At 32.9% G+C, this 21,809-nt stretch carries 14 protein-coding genes and 3 pseudogenes; 16 read left to right on the top strand and 1 reads right to left on the bottom strand.

Annotated elements, in window-relative coordinates; all coding sequences use genetic code 11:
• Positions 1–257 precede the first annotated feature (257 nt).
• The 16 genes and pseudogenes from ACZZZT_RS24565 to ACZZZT_RS24490 all read left to right on the top strand — a co-directional run bounded on the left by ACZZZT_RS24565 (position 258) and on the right by ACZZZT_RS24490 (position 20,209).
• Positions 258–683 carry a CBS domain-containing protein gene (locus tag ACZZZT_RS24565; RefSeq protein ID WP_042565642.1) on the top strand — a complete coding sequence of 142 codons (426 nt, stop codon included), beginning with the start codon at positions 258–260 and terminating at the stop codon, positions 681–683.
• 157 nt (positions 684–840) lie between these two features.
• Positions 841–3,149, top strand: a pseudogene (locus ACZZZT_RS24560) (NADP-dependent malic enzyme).
• 60 nt (positions 3,150–3,209) lie between these two features.
• A complete protein-coding gene (gene ruvA, locus ACZZZT_RS24555) occupies positions 3,210–3,791 on the top strand; it encodes a Holliday junction branch migration protein RuvA (RefSeq protein ID WP_042565644.1) in 582 nt (193 codons plus the stop codon).
• Between the two features lie 23 nt (positions 3,792–3,814).
• Positions 3,815–11,056, top strand: coding sequence for a T9SS outer membrane translocon Sov/SprA (sov, locus tag ACZZZT_RS24550; protein ID WP_463462264.1), 7,242 nt, complete (start codon positions 3,815–3,817; stop codon positions 11,054–11,056).
• 85 nt (positions 11,057–11,141) lie between these two features.
• Complete coding sequence (gcvH, locus tag ACZZZT_RS24545) at positions 11,142–11,522, top strand: glycine cleavage system protein GcvH (protein WP_042565646.1); 381 nt, start codon at positions 11,142–11,144, stop codon at positions 11,520–11,522.
• Positions 11,515–11,901 carry a VanZ family protein gene (locus ACZZZT_RS24540; RefSeq protein ID WP_042565647.1) on the top strand — a complete coding sequence of 129 codons (387 nt, stop codon included), beginning with the start codon at positions 11,515–11,517 and terminating at the stop codon, positions 11,899–11,901. Before gcvH ends, ACZZZT_RS24540 begins: the two co-directional genes overlap by 8 nt.
• A gap of 117 nt (positions 11,902–12,018) precedes the next feature.
• Positions 12,019–12,762, top strand: a complete 744-nt coding sequence (deoC, locus tag ACZZZT_RS24535; protein ID WP_463462263.1) for a deoxyribose-phosphate aldolase — start codon at positions 12,019–12,021, stop codon at positions 12,760–12,762.
• Positions 12,763–14,904 carry a gliding motility protein RemB gene (locus ACZZZT_RS24530; protein WP_463462262.1) on the top strand — a complete coding sequence of 714 codons (2,142 nt, stop codon included), beginning with the start codon at positions 12,763–12,765 and terminating at the stop codon, positions 14,902–14,904.
• Positions 14,905–15,057: 153 nt separating this feature from the next.
• Entirely contained in the window at positions 15,058–15,960 is a 903-nt protein-coding gene (cyoE, locus tag ACZZZT_RS24525) for a heme o synthase (protein WP_463462261.1), read from the top strand.
• 2 nt (positions 15,961–15,962) lie between these two features.
• Positions 15,963–16,550 carry a cytochrome c oxidase subunit 3 gene (locus tag ACZZZT_RS24520; RefSeq protein WP_042565650.1) on the top strand — a complete coding sequence of 196 codons (588 nt, stop codon included), beginning with the start codon at positions 15,963–15,965 and terminating at the stop codon, positions 16,548–16,550.
• A 42-nt stretch (positions 16,551–16,592) separates the two neighbouring features.
• Complete coding sequence (locus ACZZZT_RS24515; RefSeq protein ID WP_463462260.1) at positions 16,593–17,576, top strand: cytochrome c oxidase subunit 3; 984 nt, start codon at positions 16,593–16,595, stop codon at positions 17,574–17,576.
• 17 nt (positions 17,577–17,593) lie between these two features.
• The gene (locus ACZZZT_RS24510; protein ID WP_042565652.1) at positions 17,594–17,944 is read left to right on the top strand and encodes a cytochrome C oxidase subunit IV family protein; all 351 of its coding nucleotides are present in this window, start codon (positions 17,594–17,596) and stop codon (positions 17,942–17,944) included.
• Positions 17,945–18,075: 131 nt separating this feature from the next.
• Complete coding sequence (locus tag ACZZZT_RS24505) at positions 18,076–18,687, top strand: hypothetical protein (protein ID WP_463462259.1); 612 nt, start codon at positions 18,076–18,078, stop codon at positions 18,685–18,687.
• Positions 18,688–18,699: 12 nt separating this feature from the next.
• Positions 18,700–19,388: pseudogene (locus tag ACZZZT_RS24500) on the top strand (SCO family protein).
• A gap of 70 nt (positions 19,389–19,458) precedes the next feature.
• A complete protein-coding gene (locus ACZZZT_RS24495; RefSeq protein WP_463462258.1) occupies positions 19,459–19,929 on the top strand; it encodes a DUF420 domain-containing protein in 471 nt (156 codons plus the stop codon).
• A complete protein-coding gene (locus tag ACZZZT_RS24490) occupies positions 19,922–20,209 on the top strand; it encodes a hypothetical protein (protein ID WP_463462257.1) in 288 nt (95 codons plus the stop codon). The genes ACZZZT_RS24495 and ACZZZT_RS24490 overlap by 8 nt, the downstream gene beginning before the upstream one ends.
• Positions 20,210–20,248: 39 nt before the next feature.
• Here ACZZZT_RS24490 and ACZZZT_RS24485 read toward each other — a convergent pair.
• A pseudogene (locus tag ACZZZT_RS24485) lies at positions 20,249–21,654 on the bottom strand (DUF4403 family protein).
• Between the last annotated feature and the right edge of the window lie 155 nt (positions 21,655–21,809).

The following is a 21,809-nucleotide window of genomic DNA, read 5'->3' as shown; positions in this document are numbered from 1 at the left end:
AAATAAATTTATCAATATAAGCCCTTTTCTAAATTTTTAGAAAAGGGCTTTTTTATTTGTAAAAACTAAGTTTGATCAAAAGTGGTGTGTTATTCGCAAAAAAACTTTGAAAATGATTCTATTCTTTGTTAGAAAATTCTTAAATTTAAAAATACTATGTATAATGTTTAAAATGAGATATTTATGGGTTAAAAAATGAGGCTGAATGATTTTTATGTTTATTTTTTTCTAACTTTATAGAACTAAATTTTTCAGATATGACTGTAGAACAAATATTAAACACAAAAGGGAGAAATGTGTATTCAGTACGTTCAACAACAACTGTTTTTGAAGCATTGAAAGTAATGGGTGAAAAAAATATCGGAGCTATTCTTGTCATAGACGGATCTGATTTAAAAGGTATTTTGTCTGAAAGGGATTATGCTCGAAAAATTGTTTTAAAGGACAAATCATCCAAAGAAACTTTTGTTCATGAAATTATGGAAAGCCATGTTTTTTCTGTCAAACTCTCCAATAATATTGAAGATTGCATGGAACTGATGAGTACAAAAAGAATCAGACATTTACCGGTTTTAGAAAATGAAATTGTAGTCGGAATAATTTCTATAAGCGACGTTGTTAAAGCAATTATAGAAATTCAAAAAGACACAATTAATCACTTGAATTCTTATATTTCACAATAAAATAAATAAAAAAGACACCTAGTAATTAAATAGTCCAACATAATTTGGGCTATTTTTTTATTACCTCAATTTTCTTTTTAACAAAAGAAAGCTATAAAAACACGCCATTTTAAGTGAAGACTTATATCTTTGTAAGCTAGAATAAAAGCAAAAAACAATGAACAAAGAGAGTAAAAGAAGAGAGGCGTTACTGTACCATTCAGAACCAACTCCAGGAAAAATTCAGGTAGTTCCAACAAAAAAATATGCAACACAAAGAGATTTATCTTTGGCTTATTCGCCAGGAGTTGCAGAGCCATGTTTAGATATTGCAGCAAACGTAGAAGACGTTTACAAATATACAGCAAAAGGAAACTTAGTTGCCGTTATCTCAAACGGTACAGCTGTTTTAGGATTAGGAAATATTGGTCCGGAAGCTTCTAAACCGGTAATGGAAGGGAAAGGATTACTTTTTAAAATATTCTCTGATATTGACGTTTTTGATATTGAAGTTAATACAGAAAATGTTGAAGAATTTATTCAGACTGTAAAAAATATTGCCCCAACTTTTGGAGGGATTAATCTGGAAGATATTAAAGCGCCGGAATCTTTTGAAATAGAAAGAAGATTGGTAGAAGAATTGGATATTCCGGTAATGCACGATGATCAGCATGGTACGGCAATTATCTCTTCGGCAGCATTGATTAATGCGCTTGAATTGGCAGGAAAAAAGCAGAAGATGTAAAAGTCGTAGTTTCAGGAGCAGGTTCGGCTGCGATTGCGTGTACTGATTTATATGTTTTGTTAGGCGTAAAAGTCGAGAATATAATGATGTTTAATAGTAAAGGACTTTTAACAAAAGACAATCCTTCGTTATCAGAATTACAATTAAAATACGCGGTTGACGGTGCCAAAATTGAATTGGCAGAAGCCGTAAACGGAGCTGATGTTTTCATCGGATTATCTTCGGGAGATATTTTAACGCCGGCAATGTTATTAACAATGAAAGACAATCCGATTGTTTTTGCAATGGCAAATCCAAATCCGGAAATCGATTATAATTTAGCTGTAGAAACGCGTAAAGACGTGATTATGGCTACGGGACGTTCTGATTTTCCTAATCAGGTAAACAATGTTCTTGGTTTTCCTTATATTTTTAGAGGAGCGCTGGATGTAAGGGCTACAAAAATTAACGAAGCGATGAAAATGGCTGCGGTAAAAGCTTTGGCTATTTTGGCAAAAGAACCAGTTCCGGAGCAGGTTAACGTAGCTTACGGAGCAACAAAATTAGGTTTTGGTCAGGAATATATCATTCCAAAACCATTTGATCCAAGGTTGATTACAATTGTAGCGCCAGCTGTTGCAAGAGCTGCAATGGAATCAGGAGTTGCAAAAAATCCTATTACAGACTGGGCAGCTTATGAAGATGCACTTCGTGAGCGTATGGGTAACGATAATAAAATGGTGCGTTTAATGACAAACCGTGCAAAAATGGATCCAAAAAGAATTGTTTTTGCAGAGGCTGATCAGTTAAACGTTCTTAAAGCAGCGCAGATTGTTCATGAAGACGGAATTGGTTTTCCGATTTTATTAGGAGATAAAGAGATTATTTTAGGACTTAAAAAAGAGTTAGGTTTTGATGCTGATATTGAAATCATCGATCCTAAAACTACTGAAGAAGAGGCAAGAAGAAACAGATTTGCCACTTTATATTGGGAAACAAGAGAAAGAAGAGGAGTTTCGCTTCTTGATTCTCAAAAATTCATGCGCGAAAGAAACTATTTTGCAGCCATGATGGTAAACTCAGGTGAAGCAGATGCTTTGGTAACAGGTCATACAAGAAGTTATCCAAGTGTTGTAAAACCAATGTTGCAATTAATAGACAAAGCACACGGAGCGTCACTTGTCGCAACCGCAAACATGATGTTAACATCTCGCGGACCAATGTTTTTATCAGATACAGCAATAAATATAAATCCATCTTCTGAGGATTTAGTGAATATTGCTATTATGACAGCAAAAACAGCAAAAATGTTTGGTGTAGAACCAGTGATTGCAATGGTGTCATTTTCAAACTTTGGATCATCTACAAGTCCTGGAGCGTCAAAAGTAAGAGAAGCTGTAGCTTATTTACATAAAAATCATCCTGAAATGATTGTTGATGGAGAAATTCAGGCAGATTTTGCTTTGAATCCGGAAATGCTTCAGGAAAAATTTCCTTTCTCTAAATTAGCAGGTAAAAAAGTTAATACCTTAATTTTCCCTAACTTAGAATCGGCAAATATTACTTATAAGTTATTAAAAGAATTATATAAAGTAAATTCTATTGGCCCTATTATGATGGGTATGGGCAAACCTGTCCATATTTTTCAATTAGGTGCAAGCGTAGAAGAAATGGTTAACATGGCTGCAATCGCAGTAATTGATGCTCAGGAAAAAGAAAATAAAAAAACAAACTTGCCAGAGAATAACTATATTTTAATTTAACAATAATTTTGTCGTATTTTTATTGCAATTATTGTTATATTTGGGGCTTTAAATTAAATTATGATAACACATTTGCAAGGGAAATTGGTGGAAAAGAATCCCACCGAAGTTGTGATAGATTGTGGAGGTGTAGGATATCACATAAATATATCTTTACATACGTTTTCACTACTTCCTAATGCTGATTTTATAAAATTGTATACGCATCTTCTGATCAAAGAAGATGCGCATACTTTATTTGGATTTGTCGAAAAATCAGAACGTGAGATATTTAGAATGCTGCTTTCGGTTTCAGGCATTGGTGCGAACATTGCCAGAACAATGTTATCATCTATAGAACCAAGACAAATTATAAACGCAATTGCCTCAGGAGATGTAGGTATAATCCAGTCTATTAAGGGAATTGGAAACAAAACAGCACAAAGAGTAATACTTGATTTAAAAGAAAAAGTGTTAAAATTGTACGATTTAGATGAAGTTTCGGTAGTTCAAAACAATACAAATCGAGATGAAGCGTTATCTGCTTTGGAAGTTTTAGGTTTTGTTCGAAAGACTTCTGAAAAAGTAGTAGAGAAGATCGTAAAAGAAGATCCTGAGGCTACTGTAGAAACCATCATTAAAAAGGCGTTAAAAAGCTTATAAACTCATTAAGTTAAACTAATTCTATGCGTAAAATTTGTATTTTTTTACTTGTTTTGTTTTGCGGGAATGTTTTGCGTGCGCAAGTAAATCAAACAGTTCAAGATACAACTAAAACTCAATTTTCTACCGGTAAAGTAGAACTCGCAGATCCTCCAAGTATTCTTTCGGCATATAGATACGATCCAATTACAGATCGATATATTTATACAAATTCTGTAGATGGTTTCTCTATAAATTACCCTATTATTCTAACACCAAAAGAATACGAAGATTTAGTTTTAAAAGAATCAAGAAGAGATTATTTTAGAAAAAAATCCGATGCTATTGATGGTAAAAAGACTGGAAGTGAGGCGGCTAAGAAAGATTTGCTGCCAAGATATTATATCAATTCAAGTCTTTTCGAAAGTATCTTCGGTAGTAATACAATTGATGTAAAACCTACAGGATCTGTAGAAATGGACTTGGGTGTTCGTTATACCAAACAGGATAATCCTTCATTTTCTCCAAGAAACAGATCAAGTCTTACTTTTGATTTTGATCAGCGTATCAGTATGAGTTTAATGGGTAAAGTAGGTACCAGATTAGAAGTAAATGCTAATTATGATACACAATCTACATTTGCCTTTCAAAACTTATTCAAATTAGCTTACACGCCTTCTGAAGACGATATTATTCAAAAAGTAGAAGTTGGTAACGTTAGCATGCCATTAAATAGCTCCCTGATTCGTGGGGCTCAGAGCTTATTTGGTGTGAAAACGCAATTGCAATTTGGAAAGACGACAGTTACAGGAGTTTTCTCAGAACAAAAATCACAAACAAAAAGTATAGTTGCAGAAGGTGGAGGAACGGTTCAAAATTTTGATCTTTATGCATTAGACTATGATAACGATCGACATTTCTTCCTTTCGCAGTACTTTAGAAACAAGTACGATGCCTCATTAAGGAACTATCCTTTTATAGATAGCCGTGTTCAAATTACCAGATTAGAAGTTTGGGTTACCAATAAACAAAACAGGGTAAGCACAACGAACAATAACTTAAGAAATGTTATTGCACTTCAGGATTTAGGAGAAGGTCAATTAACCGGTATTCCTGATAATGAAATTGTTGTTACAAATCCAACAGCAGGATTTTTTAACAATCCAATAGATTCGCCAACAGATAACAATAACAACAAATATGACCCTGAACTTATTGGGCAGGCAGGTTCATTCTTAAATTCAAACATTAGAGAAATTGTAACAGCAAAATCGGGTTTCAATAATGCGAATGTAAGTGAAGGAACAGATTATTCCGTTTTAGAGAATGCCAGAAAGCTGACTACAAATGAATATACTTTTAACGCGCAATTAGGTTATATTTCATTGCAACAGCGTTTGGCTAATGATGAAATTCTTGCAGTAGCTTTTGAATATACTGTTGGTGGCCAGGTGTATCAGGTTGGAGAATTTGGTAGTGATGGTGTTGATGCAACTGTGGTTACAGGAAACAACACCTCTAATCAGGCCGTTATTACACAGAGTTTGATTTTAAAAATGCTGAAAAGTAGTTTGACCAACGTTCAGAATCCGGTTTGGAACCTGATGATGAAAAACGTGTATCAAATTCCACAGGCCTATCAAATAAAACAAGACGATTTCAGGTTGAATATTCTTTATACAGATCCGTCTCCTATAAATTATATATCACCAGTTGCGGGAACTAACTTTCCTCCAAATCCAACTGGAGATAACAAAGTAGACCAGACACCATTATTAAATGTATTTAATCTTGACCGATTAAATTATAATAACGATCCGCAAACAGGAGGTGATGGTTTCTTTGATTATATTCCGGGAATAACAGTAGATGTTCAAAACGGCCGAATTGTTTTTACCACCAAAGAACCATTTGGGGAACTGATATTTAAAAAACTACAAAATACAGGTTCAGGTGAAAACTATAATGATCCAAGTACATATAATGCGAATCAGCAGAAATATGTATTTAGAAATATGTATAGAAACACACAATCAGGAGCTTTACAGGACAGTGATAAAAATAAGTTTTTATTGAGAGGAAAATACAAATCTTCAGGAAGTAATGGTATTCCTATTGGTGCATTCAATGTTCCTCAGGGTTCTGTTGTAGTTACGGCTGCGGGAAGAGTTCTTGTTGAAGGGATTGATTATAGTGTCGATTATCAATTAGGAAGAGTTCAGATTCTTGATCCTTCACTTCAGGCATCAAATACACCAATTGAAGTTTCTTTAGAAAACAATTCAATCTTTGGACAACAAACCAGAAGGTTTATGGGATTCAATATCGAACATAAAATTTCGGAGAATTTTGTTGTTGGAGGAACGTACCTAAAAATGACTGAAAGACCATTTACTCAAAAGTCAAGTTATGGTCAGGAATCCGTAAATAATACTATTTTTGGTTTTAATGGGAATTTTTCAACCGAAGTTCCTTTCTTTACAAGACTAGTAAATAAACTGCCAAATATAGATACAGATGTTCCTTCTAATCTTTCTGTTCGGGGAGAAATTGCATTTTTAAAACCAGATGCTCCAAAAGCGAGTGATTTTGAAGGAGAAGCAACTATTTATATAGATGATTTTGAAGGGTCACAATCTACTATTGATATGCGTTCGGCTTATGCGTGGAGTTTAGCTTCTACGCCATTTTTAAATTCAATAAACGATAACACTTTTAATGCCAGTTCAAGTACATTAGACTATGGTTTTAAAAGAGCAAAATTATCATGGTATACGATTGATCCAGTTTTTTATTCCTCAAAACCATCTGGTATTTCAAATGATGATTTATCATTAAATACAACAAGAAGAATATACAGTAGAGAATTATATCCAAACACAGATATTGCCCAGGGCCAAATACAAGTAATAAATACATTGGATTTAAGTTATTATCCTTCAGAAAGAGGACCATATAACAATAACCCAACTTTCAATTCAGATCCGGCAACTTCTAATTTTGGTGGAATCATGCGTTCTTTAAACTCAACTAATTTTGAGCAGGGAAATGTTGAATACATACAGTTTTGGGTACTGGATCCTTATGTTGGAAATGGTGAAGCACAAACAAATAACACCGGTAAAATCTATTTCAATTTAGGTGAAGTTTCTGAAGATGTATTAAAAGACGGAAGAAAACAGTATGAAAACGGATTAGGCCCAGGTCAGGTTTTAGTAAACCCTCAGCCAATTTGGGGAGATGTTCCGGCATCTCAATCCTTAATTTATGCGTTTGATACAAATGCCGATAATCGTAAAAATCAAGACGTAGGTCTGGATGGTTTACCAAATTCTAAAGAAGGATCTGTGTACACGAATTATGCAGGAGAAGCTGACCCTGCGGCAGATGATTACACCTATTATTTAAATACCGAAGGAGGAGTTCTGGACCGTTATAAAAAATATAATGGAGTAGAAGGGAACTCTCCTGTTAGTATAGATGATCCAAATCGTGGTTCTACAACATTGCCGGATGTTGAGGATATTAACCGTGATAATACAATGAACACGATTAATGCTTATTATGAATATAGTATTGATTTAAAACCAGGAATGCAGGTTGGACAAAACTACATCACCGATATTCGTGAAGTAAGTAATATTGAGCTGCCAAATGGAGCTACAACAAATGCAAGATGGATTCAGTTTAAAATTCCTGTTGCTCAGCCTCAAAATACAATCGGAAACATTACGGATTTTAGATCTATTCGATTTATGCGTATGTTCATGACAGGTTTTAATGATCAGATGACAGTTCGTTTTGGAGCTTTAGATTTAGTTAGAGGAGAGTGGAGAAGATATACAAGTACTCTTGATGCAAACGATACAAATCAGGATGATGACGGTACAGACTTTGATGTTTTAGCAGTAAACGTTCAGGAAAACGGTACAAAATGTCCGGTAAATTATGTAATTCCACCAGGAGTACAAAGAGAACAATTATACAATAACAATACAGTTATTAATCAAAACGAACAATCATTAGCATTACGAGTTTCAGGTTCAGGTTTACAATACCAAGATTCAAGAGCAGTTTTTAAAAATGTAAGTGTTGATATGCGTCAGTACAAAAAACTAAAAATGTTTTTACACGCTGAATCATTGCCAAACGAAAATACATTATTAGATGATGAAATGGTTGGTTTTATTCGTTTTGGAAATGACTTTACCCAAAACTTTTACCAAGTCGAAATTCCTTTAAAAGTAACAAGAACCGGAGGATCATGTTCAATAGGCGCAGATCAGGTTTGGCTGGAAGAAAATGATATTGATCTTGCACTTGAATTATTGACCAGAATGAAAATTAAGGCAATGAGTGTCGATATTAATTCTGATAAGAGAGATATAAATGGAATCTATTACCCAGATGATGACGCAACAATTGACGGAGGAGATGGAGATGGTGCGTTGCGATTAGGGATAAAAGGAAATCCTAACTTTGGTTTGGTTCGAAATTTAATGGTTGGTGTAAAAAGTAGGGCAGATCATAAAGATATTAAAGGAGAAGTTTGGTTTAATGAACTTCGTATGTCTGATTTGGATAACAAAGGCGGTATGGCTGCGATATTAAATATCGATACCAATATGGCTGATTTTGCGACTATTTCAGCAACGGGTAAAAAGAGTACTATTGGTTTTGGATCATTAGAACAAGGTGCCAACGAGAGAGATCGTGAAGATATTCAGCAATATAACATTGTAACTAATTTAAATTTAGGAAAACTGCTTCCTCCAAAATGGGGAATTAATTTGCCATTTAATTACGCTATCGGAGAAGAGGTTATTACGCCGGAATACGATCCTTTTAATCAGGATATTAAGTTAGATCAATTGTTAAGAGAAACAACTGATCAGGCAGAAAAAGATAATATCAGAACACGCGCTGTAGATTATACCAAAAGAAAAAGTATCAACTTTATTGGAGTAAGAAAAGACAGGGCTCCAGAACAAAAACAGCATATTTACGATGTTGAAAATTTAACTTTTTCGCAATCGTACAATCAGGTGGAACGCCATGATTATGAAGTAGAAGATTACGAAGATGAGCAGTCAAATACGGCAATAAACTATGCTTATACTTTTCAGCCTAAAGAAGTAGTGCCTTTTAAACAAACCAAATTCATGAAGAAAAGTGAGTATTGGAAAATTTTAAGTGACTTCAATTTTAATTATTTGCCTTCTAATATTACTTTTAATACTAATATTTTAAGACAAAGCAATCGCCAGCAATATAGAGAAGTCGAAGTTGAGGGAATTGGTCTTGATCCACTTTACAGAAGAAATTTCGCGTTTAATTATCAATACGGTTTTGGTTATAACCTTACAAAATCATTAAAATTAAATTATACAGCAGCGTCTAATAATATTGTTAGGAATTTTTTAAATGATGATAACACCCCAAAAGAAGATTTTAATATTTGGGATGACTATTGGGATATAGGAACGCCAAATCAACACATGCAACAATTAGTGTTGAATTATGATATTCCGATTAATAAAATTCCAATATTTAGTTTTGTAAAAGCTAGTTATTCTTATACAGCAGACTATAATTGGCAGCGTTCTTCAACAGCTTTTTCTGAATACACTGATGATAATGGTAATGTATTTGATTTGGGTAATACTATCCAGAATGCGAATTCAAATACTTTAACAACAACATTAAATATGAATACGTTGTATAAGTATTTAGGTTTGACGCCAGGAGGTAAAAAAACGGCAAAACCTAAAACTGCAGCACCACCAAAACCGGGAGAAAAAATTGTGAATACGGCAAAACCTGTTACGAGCAGCAATCCTTTTTATGATGGCTTAATTGGTATTTTGACAAGTGTGAAAAACATTCAGATTAATTACACTAAAAACAGTGGAACTGTTTTACCGGGATACACACCAAGTGTTGGTTTCTTAGGGACTTCAAAACCATCTTTAGGATTCGTTTTTGGAAGTCAGGATGATGTGCGATATGAAGCTGCCAAAAACGGATGGTTAACCACTTATGATGAGTTTAATCAAAACTTTACACAAGTAACAAGCAAACTGTTAAAAGTAACAACTAATATAGATTTGTTGCCAGACTTAAAAATCGATTTAACGATGGATCGTTCTTATTCTGAAAATTCATCAGAACAATATAGCGTGGTAGATGGAAATTATACACCTCTGTCTCCATATACGTACGGAATGTTTTCGATTTCGACTGTTATGATAGGAACAGCTTTTTCTACAAGTAATGAAACTCAATCTGCTGCATTTGATGATTTTAGAAGTAATCGTTTAATCATAGCAAATCGTTTGGCAGAGGATCATTATGGGGCAGGAAATGCAATACCTAGATATGATGTTAATGATATTCCGGCGGCACCAACAGATCCTGCAGCAGAAGATCCGTATAAAAAACAGAGAGAGATTTATGAATCTAATCAAGGATATCCTATAGGCTACGGAAAAAGTAATCAGGCTGTATTATTACCGGCTTTCCTTGCTGCGTACACAGGAGGTGATGCTGAGAAAACATCGACAGGCATTTTTAGAAATTTCCCAATTCCAAACTGGAGTATAAAATACAACGGTTTAATGAGATACAAATTTTTTAAAGATAAATTCAAACGTTTCTCATTGCAGCACAATTATAGAGCTTCGTATACAATAAACCAGTTTAGGTCTAATTTTGATTATGATAAAGCAATAGCAGATCCTGTACTCAATCCGACTCAAGATGTAAATACAAACTTCTTTAATAAAACGATTATGTCAAACGTCAACTTGGTAGAGCAGTTTAGTCCGCTTATTCGGGTAGATTTTGAGTTGAAAAGTTCTTTACGATTGTTAACTGAAATCAAAAAAGACAGAGCTTTATCGATGAGTTTCGATAATAATTTATTGACGGAAGTAAAAGGAATTGAATATGTAGTGGGATTAGGGTATCGTTTTAAAGATGTAATTTTCTCTTCAAGACTTGCAGATAACCCAACCGGAATCATTAAAAGTGACATCAATATAAAAGCTGATTTTTCTTTTAGAAATAATGAAACTTTGGTTCGATATTTAGATTACGATAACAATCAGTTGGCAGCGGGTCAAAATATTTGGTCTTTAAAACTTACTGCTGATTATTCGTTTAGTAAAAACTTAACCGCAATATTCTATTATGATCATTCATTCTCGAAAGCGGTAATTTCAACATCGTTTCCGTTAACGAACATTCGTTCAGGCTTTACGCTTCGATATAATTTTGGAAATTAATTTTAAGTTTCTAAAGGGGATTTCATTAGAAGATTATTACATTTGTGCCTAAATTATTAAATTATCAATTTACAAACATACTATTATGAGCATACCAGCAAATTTAAAGTACACAAAAGATCACGAATGGGTTAGCATCGAAGGAGATGTGGCAACAGTAGGAATTACTCATTTTGCTCAAAAAGAGTTAGGAGATATCGTGTATGTTGAAGTAGAAACTTTAGACCAGACACTTGATAAAGATGAGGTTTTTGGAACTGTTGAAGCTGTAAAAACAGTTTCGGATTTGTTTTTGCCTTTAACAGGAGAAATTATTGCTTTTAACGATAGTTTAGAAAGTGCTCCGGAAACTGTAAATTCTGATCCTTATGGAGCTGGATGGATGATTAAAATAAAAATTGCTGATGCATCAGAAATAGATACTTTATTATCTGACGAAGCTTATAAACAACTTATCGGTGCCTAAACAGCTATTGCTTCTTTGGGCAATTATTTGTTCAGGAATTATCACTTATTTTTGTTTGACAGATTCAAGTAATCTTCCTGCAGTAGCAAATATTCCAAATATTGACAAAATTGTACATTTTTGTTTTCATTTTGGATTTACAATTTCCTGGATTTTATTCTTTAAAAAAGAATTAAAAGGGAAAGCTCCTGATGATTATAAAGCTTATTTGATTTCGTTCATATTTTCGGTTTTTTTCGGAATTACAATCGAAATTTTGCAAAGTGTTTTTACAACAACAAGAGCGGCAGATGTTAGAGATATTTTAGCAAATACGATTGGAGCTACAATAGGTCTTTTTACAGCCATAGCTTTAAAAAAGCAAATCGATAGAATATAAAAATAAAGACCCACTTCGGTGGGTTTTTTTATTGCAAAAAAGGCAAGATTCAAAAAGAGGTTTTTTTTCTGAATTTTAAATGTATTTTTGTCGAAATTCCACATGTATCTAAAAATCATGAATGTTAAGCAATATTTAGATTCAACATACTTAAAAACTGCCTCTCAAGCCGGACTTTCGGAAGCAGAAAATCTTATCGTGGTTAAAAAAGCAATTTCTGAAGCCATTAACGAAAATTTTAAACTGATCATGATTCGTCCGGAATATGTAAGTTTGGCAAAAGAAATGATTTTAAAAGCAAATTCGGCTTTACTTGTGGGGGCAGTTATCGATTTTCCGGAAGGTAAATCAGATGTTGAAACCAAAATTAAAGAAGCAAACGCTGCAATTGAAAATGGAGCAGATGATTTAGACTTTGTATGTAATTATGAAGCTTTTAAAAACGGAAATCTGGCATTGGTAAAACAGGAAATTTTATTAGGAACACAAATTGGATTAGCACACAATAAAACAGTAAAATGGATTATTGAAGTCGCTGCTCTGACAGATAAAGAAATTATTCAGCTTTCGGCTTTGATAAAAAATATTGTTATATCAAATTTCAAAGAAGAAAATTATGCTTCGGTTTTTGTAAAATCATCAACTGGTTTTTTTAAAACTGAAAATGATTTACCAAACGGAGCGACAATTCCAACAATAATCATGATGTTAGAAAATGCTTCGCCGTTGCCGATAAAAGCAGCCGGAGGTGTTCGAACATATAATGAAGCAATAGAAATGATTCGTTTAGGAGTTAAACGAATAGGAACTTCGGTAGCAAAAACAATTGTAGACGGAGGAAATACCCCAAATCAATATTAAATGAAAATTAAATTTTACACCGTTAAGAATTTTTTATCTTTTATTCTTATCCTGTCTTCCTTAGTGGCCCTTTCTCAGGAAAGGAATAATAGTTCTGTTAAGCCTGGTTTTGCAACAGAGCAATTTCCTGTTTTTCCTAATTGTGAAAATTTGCAATCAAAAAAATTAGAGAATTGTTTTTATAAAGAAGTTCAGGATTTTGTTTATCATAATTTTCAAATTCCTGAAAATTTAAAACAAACAAATTATCAGGGAGAAGTAAAAGTGCTTTTTGAAGTAGATGTTAACGGTGAATTTAAAGTGATTTATGTTAATGCAGAAAATGAAGCTTTATCAGAAGAAGCTAAACGTGTTTTTGGTACATTTCCGAAAATTAAACCTTCATCATATAGTGGAAAGCCAACATATTCTAAATATACAATTTCGATTGCCATTCCTTTAAAAAGTGCCGATCAAATTGAAGCAGAAGCTTTGGCTGCAGCCGAAATTGAAAAACCACTCGAAAAACCAATGACTGAGTTGGATAGTATTGTGTATAAAAAATATAATAATCCTGAATTTGAAAGTCATTTAAATATTCCGTTTTCACATAGTTATTATGCGCAGTTTGATGGCGCAATGAATCAGGTTGGAAGTAACAATCATACTGCTTCAAAACCTTATACTTATGCTGAGGTTTCAAAATACTATAATTTTAAAGCCGTAAATGAATCACTTCAAAAAAATGTTTCGACCTGGTTGGGAAGAAAGTTTTGGAATCAAAATTTAGTTCAGATTCAGGGTGAAGATTATTGGATAGCACTAAATCCTATTCTTGATTTGCAAATGGGTAAAGCTTCAGATCTTGATGCTTCTTATACTTTTGTAAATACACGTGCTTTAAATTTTAGAGGAGGTTTAGGAAAACAAATTAATTTTACAACAACTGTTTTTGAAAGCCAGGGCCGATTTGCAGGTTATTATAATGATTATGCAGAAAGCTTAAAGCCTTCAGGAGGGAATCCTGCTATTATTCCAGGAATGGGCATTGGGAAAAGATTTAAAAGTGATGCTTACGATTTTCCTTTAGCAGAAGCTAATATTACTTTTGCGCCAAGTAAAATTTTTGATTTTCAGTTAGGTTATGGAAGAAATTTTATTGGAGACGGATATCGTTCGTTGCTTGAAAGTGATGGAGCGAGCCCTTATCCGTATTTTAAAATCAATACCACTTTCTGGAAAATAAAATACACCAATACTTATATGTGGCTTAAAGATGTGCGCCCAGATGTTACTGTAGAAAAAACCTATGCGTCTAAGTATATGGCGAATCATTATTTAAGCTGGAACGTTTCAAATAAACTGAATTTTGGTTTCTTTGAATCAGTAGTTTGGACAGATACAAATAATAGAGGGTTTGATGTAAATTTTGTAAACCCTATTATATTTTATCGTTCTGTTGAGTTTGCATCTTCTTCAAGAAGTGGAAATGCGCTTTTAGGGATGACTGCTAAATACAAGTGGAATAACGATGTTAATTTTTACGCTCAGTTTTTATTAGATGAATTTTCAGTTTCTGATATGGGAGCCGGAGAGCAGAGCTGGAAAAATAAATTCGGATATCAGCTTGGGGCTAAATATTTTAATGCTTTTAAAGTTAAAGATTTATTGTTACAGCTTGAGTATAATCATGTGCGCCCTTACGTTTACGAGCATAGCGCTGTTATTACAAACTATGGTCATAATAATCAAAGTATCGGGCATCAATGGGGAGGTAATTTTGAAGAATTAGTTGCAATTGGTCGTTATCATAAAGGACGTATTTTTGGAGATGCTAAATTTACAATGGGAACACGAGGTTTAGATTTTGATACTGCGGGGAACAGCTTTAATTATGGAGGAAATATTTATAAGAGTTATGATGAAAAGCGTCCATATGATACTGGCGTTAAAGTAGGACAAGGTAACAAAACAAGTGTTTTTATTGCTGACATTCAAGGAGGATACTTAATAAATCCGATGACTAATTTGAAATTATTTGGAAGTTTTATTTACAGGAACTTTGATCCAACACAAGAAACAGCAACCACTTTTAAACAAAGTACAACATGGTTTACCATCGGATTACGTTCTGATGTCTTTAATTGGTATTTTGATTACTAGCATTTAATAAGATTTTTCGAAATAATAGTGTTAAAAATGTACAAGTCCTTATTTTGTAAAGGTTTTATTGAAAAAATCTAATTTTATAGTTCAGGATTCTACAATCTAATTTGTACATTTGCACCACTCAAAAAATATACAAACAATTAAGGTTTGAACGCTACAAAAAATACAATTTCATTAAAATCGATATTTCTGGATTTCAAAGAGATCACTAAAGCTGGTTTAGCTATTAGTGTTTTGTTTTCTTCAATTGCGGGATATTTATTAGGGGTAAATGATGAGCACCCTTTTCAATGGAGTGTTTTGCTGGTTTTGTCTATTGGTGGATATTGCATGGTTGGAGCTTCAAATGCTTTTAATCAGGTAATAGAAAAAGATATCGATTCATTAATGGATCGAACAAAAAATCGTCCGGTTCCTTCAGGACGTATGTCTCCAACAATGGCTTTGATTGTAGCAAGTTTGCTTACCGTTATTGGTATTGCTTTGCTTTATACCATTAATGCAAAGTCGGCAATGTTTGCAGCAATTTCAATATTTTTATATACAAGTATTTATACGCCTTTAAAAACAGTAACTTCGTTATCGGTTTTTGTGGGCGCATTTCCGGGTGCAATTCCGTTTATGTTAGGATGGGTTGCGGCTACAGGAGATTTTGGAATAGAAGCAGGGACTTTGTTTTTAATTCAGTTTTTTTGGCAATTCCCTCATTTTTGGGCAATTGGCTGGTTTTTATATGAAGATTATGAAAAGGCAGGAATCTTTATGCTTCCAACAGGTAAAAAAGATAAAGGGACCGCGTTGCAGATTATTTTATACACAGTTTGGTTAATAATAGCGTCATTGTTGCCGGTTTTAGGATATACAGGACAATTGTTTATAACGCCAATTGCGGCAGTTTTAGTTTTTTTATTGGGATTGTGGATGTTATTTTATGCAATACGATTATATCAATTGCGAACTGCAAAAGCTGCGAGAACATTAATGCTGGTAAGCGTTTCGTATATTTCGTTGCTGCAAATTGTGTTTATAGTAGATAAATTTTTAAGATAGTTATGGAAATGACAATGACAACAAGCGAAGAACAGGTACAAAAATCAAAATCGGCAAAACTGATTTTGTTATTTGCAATGGTAAGTATGACCATGATGTTCGCCGGACTTACAAGTGCATTTGTAGTAAGTAAATCAAGAGCAGATTGGTTGAAGAATTTTGAATTACCAATCGCATTTTATTATAGCACAGCTGTAATTTTGGGTTGTAGTGTTACTTTTTATTTGGCAAAAAAAGCGATTCAGAAAGATAACAGAAGTGCAACAACAGCTTTTCTTTTAGGGACATTAGCGTTAGGAATTTTATTTGTGGTTTTGCAATTTGCAGGTTTTGGACAAATTGTAGAAAGCGGATATTATTTTACAGGAGAAGGTAGCTCAATTACTACAACTTTTCTTTATGTAGTAACGGTGACGCACTTATTGCACTTGGCTGGAGGATTAATTTCACTTTTAATTATAATTTATAATCATTTTAAACAAAAATACAATTCGACTCAAACTCTTGGTATAGAACTAGGTGCGATGTATTGGCACTTTTTGGATTTATTATGGGTATATTTATTTTTATTTTTATATTTCTTTAAATAAGAAAAAAACGTAAATTTGGGAACTTTTTAACGAATATCTTTTATGGAAGCGACAGTTACTACTGCAAATAACGACGAAAAAACTTGGGGAGGCGGAGATATCCAGCCATTAGGAGCAAGTTATGGTAAAATGATGATGTGGTTTTTTATCGTATCAGATGCCCTTACATTCTCTGGATTCCTTGCTGCTTATGGTTTTTCTAGATTCAAATTTATTGAAACCTGGCCTTTGGCTGATGAAGTGTTTACTCACTTCCCATTTATGCATGGCGTTTCGGCTCCTATGTATTATGTAGCCTTAATGACTTTTATTTTGATTTTCTCATCTGTAACAATGGTTTTAGCTGTTGATGCAGGTCATCACTTGAAAAAGACAAAAGTTGCTGTATATATGTTCTTAACTATTATTGGAGGTTTAATTTTCGTTGGTTCTCAAGCATGGGAATGGAAAAACTTCATTAAAGGAGAATATGGTGCAGTTGAAACTGCAGGTGGAAGTTTATTGCAATTCGTTGATAAAGATGGTAAAAGAGTAGCTCTTGAGGAGTTTGCTGTAAAATTACCGGAGCAAAGAGAAGCTTTAACAAGAAGCAAAGAAAAATGGTTTATGGAAGATGCTGAAACGCAGCCAACATATTCTGTAGCTGAAATTCAGGCCGGTTTTAAAGCACATCCTGATTTATTGGTAAGAACAGAAACGCTTACCGCAGCAAAGAAAAAAACAGTTTTAACAAGAGCAGAATCTGAGTCTCGTTTAAATACTGCAAAATACGTTGTAGAAGGTGCAAACTTAACTAGAAACGAATACGGAAGTAAATTGTTTGCTGATTTCTTCTTCTTCATTACAGGATTTCACGGATTCCACGTATTTTCTGGAGTTATTATTAATATCATTATTTTCTTTAATGTTTTATTAGGTACTTACGAGAAAAGAAGAAGCTACGAAATGGTAGAGAAAGTTGGTTTATACTGGCACTTTGTCGATTTAGTTTGGGTATTTGTATTTACAGTTTTCTACTTAGTTTAATTTTAGATTTTATCATTATGTCACACGAGCACGTATCAAATACAAAAAGAATCTGGTTTGTTTTCGGACTATTATCAGTAGTAACTACAGTAGAAGTTATCCTTGGTATTTTAAAACCAGCATCATTAGAATTTAATCATTTTATCGGTTTGAATTTGTTAAACTGGATTTTCTATATCCTGACAATCTTCAAAGCATATTATATAGTATGGGCATTTATGCACATGGAAGGTGAAAAAAGCAGCCTTAGATGGTCTGTTGTTTCTCCAGTTATATTCCTAGTTTTATATTTATTGTTTATTCTGTTGACAGAAGGACATTATATTTATGGGGTTTTTAAAGATTCTACTATTAAATGGAATTTTTAACATGATATTAATTCGAAAAGAGTCCCGATAACATCGGGATTTTTTTATTTTTGTATCTCAATAACTTCCATTAATACAATGAAAAAAATATAGTTCTCTTTGTACTTTTTGTTCTGCCAATTGTTGCCTATTTGTTTTTTGCTTCCGGGGTTAATAGTTTTTCTAAACTGCCTACAATAACTCCAAAGATTGCAGATTTTGGTGATTGGAAATCTTTAAATGGAAAAAAAGTCTCACTTGATAAAAAGATAACGGTTTTAGGTTTTTCAGGTTCAGAAATTTTAAATAATCGTGGTAACTATTTCAACTTAAACGAAAAAATATACAAACGTTACAATGGTTTTGAAGATCTTCAGTTTGTAATACTTTGCCCTGTCGGAACAGAAGAACAAGCCCAAAAAGTTTTAGATGCATTAAAACCTTTTACAGATGTCAAAGGCTGGAATTTTGTTTTTGCTTCTCCGGAAGAAATCAAAACATTCTACAATCAGTTACATTTAAAAGGAAAGCTGGATGCTAATTTAGGGACTTCAAATGTTTATATAGTTGATAAGGAAAGAAACTTAAGAGGCAGAAAAGGAGCAAATAAAGAGAATAAAGACAGTACAGATGAGTATAAGGAAGGATATGATACTTTTCATCCATCTGAATTAAGTAATGAAATGCTTGATGATTTTAAAATCATTTTATACGAATATCGTGCTGCTCTAAAAAAGAATCATAATGCCACTAAACAACTTTAAATAGCAATTATAATGTTTAAAAATAAATCATATATCGGAATTTCATTTATCATTTTAATTTTCGGAATTTATGCTGTCCCAAAAATTGTTGACAGAATAAAAAACGGTGAAGTTGTAAAAGGAAACCGATTGGATAATGTAGGTTTGAAAACAGATAAATCTGATGCAAAATTGTTAACGATTGGTCCAGCTCCAAAATTTGAATTAACGAATCAGGATAACGTTAAAGTTTCAAATGAAACCTATAAAGGAAAAGTTTATGTATTGGAGTTTTTCTTTACTACATGTCCTTCTATTTGTCCAAAAATGAATTTGAGCATGTTGGAAATCGAAAAGACTTTTTTGGAAATCCTAACTTCGGAATTGTTTCTATTACAATTGACCCTAATCATGATACACCGCAAGTTTTAAAAGACCATGCTAAATTATTAGGTGTTAAATCTTCAAACTGGAATTTCCTGACAGGTGATAAAGCGGTCATTATGGATTTGTCTAACAAAGGTTTTAATTTATATGCAGGAGAAAATGCTAAAGTAAATGGAGGTTTTGAACATTCTGGTCTATTTGCTTTAATTGATAAAGATGGAAATATTCGTTGTCGTAAGGATGAATTTGGGAATCCAATTTTATATTATGATGGATTAGATAAAAAAGGCGTTAGAGACATTCAACAAGACATTAAAATATTATTAGAAGAATAGAAATGGAAGATTATTCATTAGAAAAAAATTCAGCAAGTTTATTGTTGCGGTTTCAATTATAATTCCGGTAGTGGTTGCTATCTTATTTGGAGTAAAATTAAAAGATTTTGGTTTTAATGTTGAACCGTTATCCTTTTTACCTCCAATTTATGCTACAACGAATGGTATTACTGCTATCGTTTTGGTTTGGGCAGTAATAGCAATCAAAAACGGAAAACGTAAACTTCATGAACGGTTAATGACTTTTGCCATTTCATTATCAGTTGCTTTTTTAGTTATGTATGTAGCATACCACATGACCTCTGATTCTACCAAATTTGGTGGAGAAGGAATTATTAGATATGTATATTTCTTTATTTTAATAACTCACATTTTATTATCCATTGCAATTATTCCTTTGGTGTTAATAACGTATGTAAGAGCACTTGCAGAAAATTTTGACAGACATAGAAAAATAGCAAAAATCACCTTCCCGCTTTGGTTATATGTTGCGATTACAGGTGTAGTGGTTTATTTAATGATTTCTCCTTATTATGTATAAAATAGAAAATAGAATAAAGAATAAAGAAAATAGAAATAGAATTGCAAATTTTTCGTCAACGAAAAGTTTCTATATTCTTTTCTCTATATTCTTTTCTCTCGCGGCTAATGCCCAATGTGCGATGTGTCGCGCAGCGCTTGCAGGAGATTCAAATGTTAAAAAAGCAGAAGCTGTAAATGATGGAATCGTTTACTTAATGGTGATTCCGTATTTATTGGTTGCAGTTATTGGATATCTGATTTACAGAATGTATCAATCTAAAAAGAAAAAAGCAGTATAATTTTATACTGCTTTTTTCTTTTTAGATTATTTGATATTTCTATTTCAATCCATCAACCGAAACATTTACCGTTCCGTTTATCTTTATAAAAGCAATAATAGCCTGATTGGTTAACTGGATTTTATCAAACTGAATATCTTCCATTTTTCCATTAACAAAAACTCCGGGTAAAGGGGAATAGTTTTTAAGATAAGCTGCCATGTTTTTTTTGCCTTCTTCTAAATTTGGCTGTATCGAATAACGACAGCTTTCTTCCATTTTTTTAGGATATAACCTTGTCCTAACCAACTGGCAGTACGCATCAATTTACTTTTGGTGTCTAAAACATAATCTAATTTGTCGAAGTAAATTTCTTTGGTTTGAACATTATATTGTGGAACTCCGTTTAAATAAAGCGTTCCATTTACAGATCCTAAAACATCTAATGCAATTACCATTTTGCCATTTTTATGCCAGATCGTAACGTTTTTAACGGTAATTTTTTTGCTTCCTGAACCAAATTCCTGACCAGCAAAATTGTTTGTCATTATTTTTGATGCATCGGCATAAGTGGAAATGGCAGCAATATTAGCTGAAATTTGATTCGGAATTTTAGCTACAGGTTTTAAAACAATTTTGCTGGCATTGAATTTAGATTCAGGTTGTTTTCCAATAATAGTTTCCATATTGCACTTCATTCCCATGTCTAATAAAAATAAATCGTTTTTGAGCTTTGCATTGGTCGAATAAACTTCAACCGGAACAATGCGCAGCCAGCTTTCATAAGTATCATTCATTTTAAATGGAGTACAGATTTTTTCTAAAGCAGATAAAACATTAGGTTTAAAATCCATAGATTTTTCGATGGCATCGTCGATGCTTTTTTCAATTTTCGATTTGAAAATAGAAATTGCAGGATTTACCAAATAGGTAATAGGCATGTTTTTTCCAAAAACTGTCATGGTTGGGCTTTCACTCCAATCGAGAGATTTAAACTCTGTTTTTGTGTTTAGTTTCCAATTGGTTAAAGCCACTTCACTAGATAAAGTAATTACCCCATTTAAATTGAACTCGCGTGTGTCATAAAGTTCTACCCCTAGTTTTTTGGTGCCAATGCGATATTTGATTGTGGCTTTTAAGGGTAAAATAGTTTTTATTTTTTTATCTGGATTTGCTGCATCATTTTGAATTTTTATTGGAGCCTGTTTCCAGATTTTCATTTCAATATCATCATCTTCAATATTATTGTCTTCGAAAATTAATCCGTTTAAAAGAGTATTCGTCTGATTTTCGATATCATGAAGTTTTACGGTTATTGGTAAATTAATAAATGATGGGTTTGCATCGTATACTAAAGGACTTGCGTCGTCTGGTTCTGGTTTTAATGTTTCTAATTTTTGAGATGTTGAACAGCTAACAAGTGTTGTAAGTGCTATAAATATTGATAGTATTGAAGAAAACTTCATCGTTAAGATTTTTTTAGTAATGCAAAATTAAGAAAACAATTATATTATTATGAAAAAGTGTAACATTTGATAATAAATTGAGTCTTATTGAAATAGTATCGCACAATTATTAACTTTTTATTACCATAAAATACTTAATAAAAATATTATTATTG

The sequence above is a fragment of the Flavobacterium sp. AC274 genome (assembly GCF_979258275.1).
The sequence above is the reverse complement of the archived record's forward strand: the minus strand, read 5'-3'. Positions and strand labels throughout refer to the sequence as shown.

Excerpts from the sequence above, each read along its gene's own strand:
- ACZZZT_RS24515 (WP_463462260.1), top strand. The coding sequence starts at position 16,593 with ATGGAAGCGACAGTTACTACTGCAAATAACGACGAAAAAACTTGGGGA.
- gcvH (WP_042565646.1), top strand. The coding sequence starts at position 11,142 with ATGAGCATACCAGCAAATTTAAAGTACACAAAAGATCACGAATGGGTT.
- ACZZZT_RS24490 (WP_463462257.1), top strand. The coding sequence starts at position 19,922 with ATGTATAAAATAGAAAATAGAATAAAGAATAAAGAAAATAGAAATAGA.
- deoC (WP_463462263.1), top strand. The coding sequence starts at position 12,019 with ATGAATGTTAAGCAATATTTAGATTCAACATACTTAAAAACTGCCTCT.
- sov (WP_463462264.1), top strand. The coding sequence starts at position 3,815 with ATGCGTAAAATTTGTATTTTTTTACTTGTTTTGTTTTGCGGGAATGTT.
- ACZZZT_RS24565 (WP_042565642.1), top strand. The coding sequence starts at position 258 with ATGACTGTAGAACAAATATTAAACACAAAAGGGAGAAATGTGTATTCA.
- ACZZZT_RS24520 (WP_042565650.1), top strand. The coding sequence starts at position 15,963 with ATGGAAATGACAATGACAACAAGCGAAGAACAGGTACAAAAATCAAAA.
- ACZZZT_RS24510 (WP_042565652.1), top strand. The coding sequence starts at position 17,594 with ATGTCACACGAGCACGTATCAAATACAAAAAGAATCTGGTTTGTTTTC.
- ACZZZT_RS24530 (WP_463462262.1), top strand. The coding sequence starts at position 12,763 with ATGAAAATTAAATTTTACACCGTTAAGAATTTTTTATCTTTTATTCTT.
- ruvA (WP_042565644.1), top strand. The coding sequence starts at position 3,210 with ATGATAACACATTTGCAAGGGAAATTGGTGGAAAAGAATCCCACCGAA.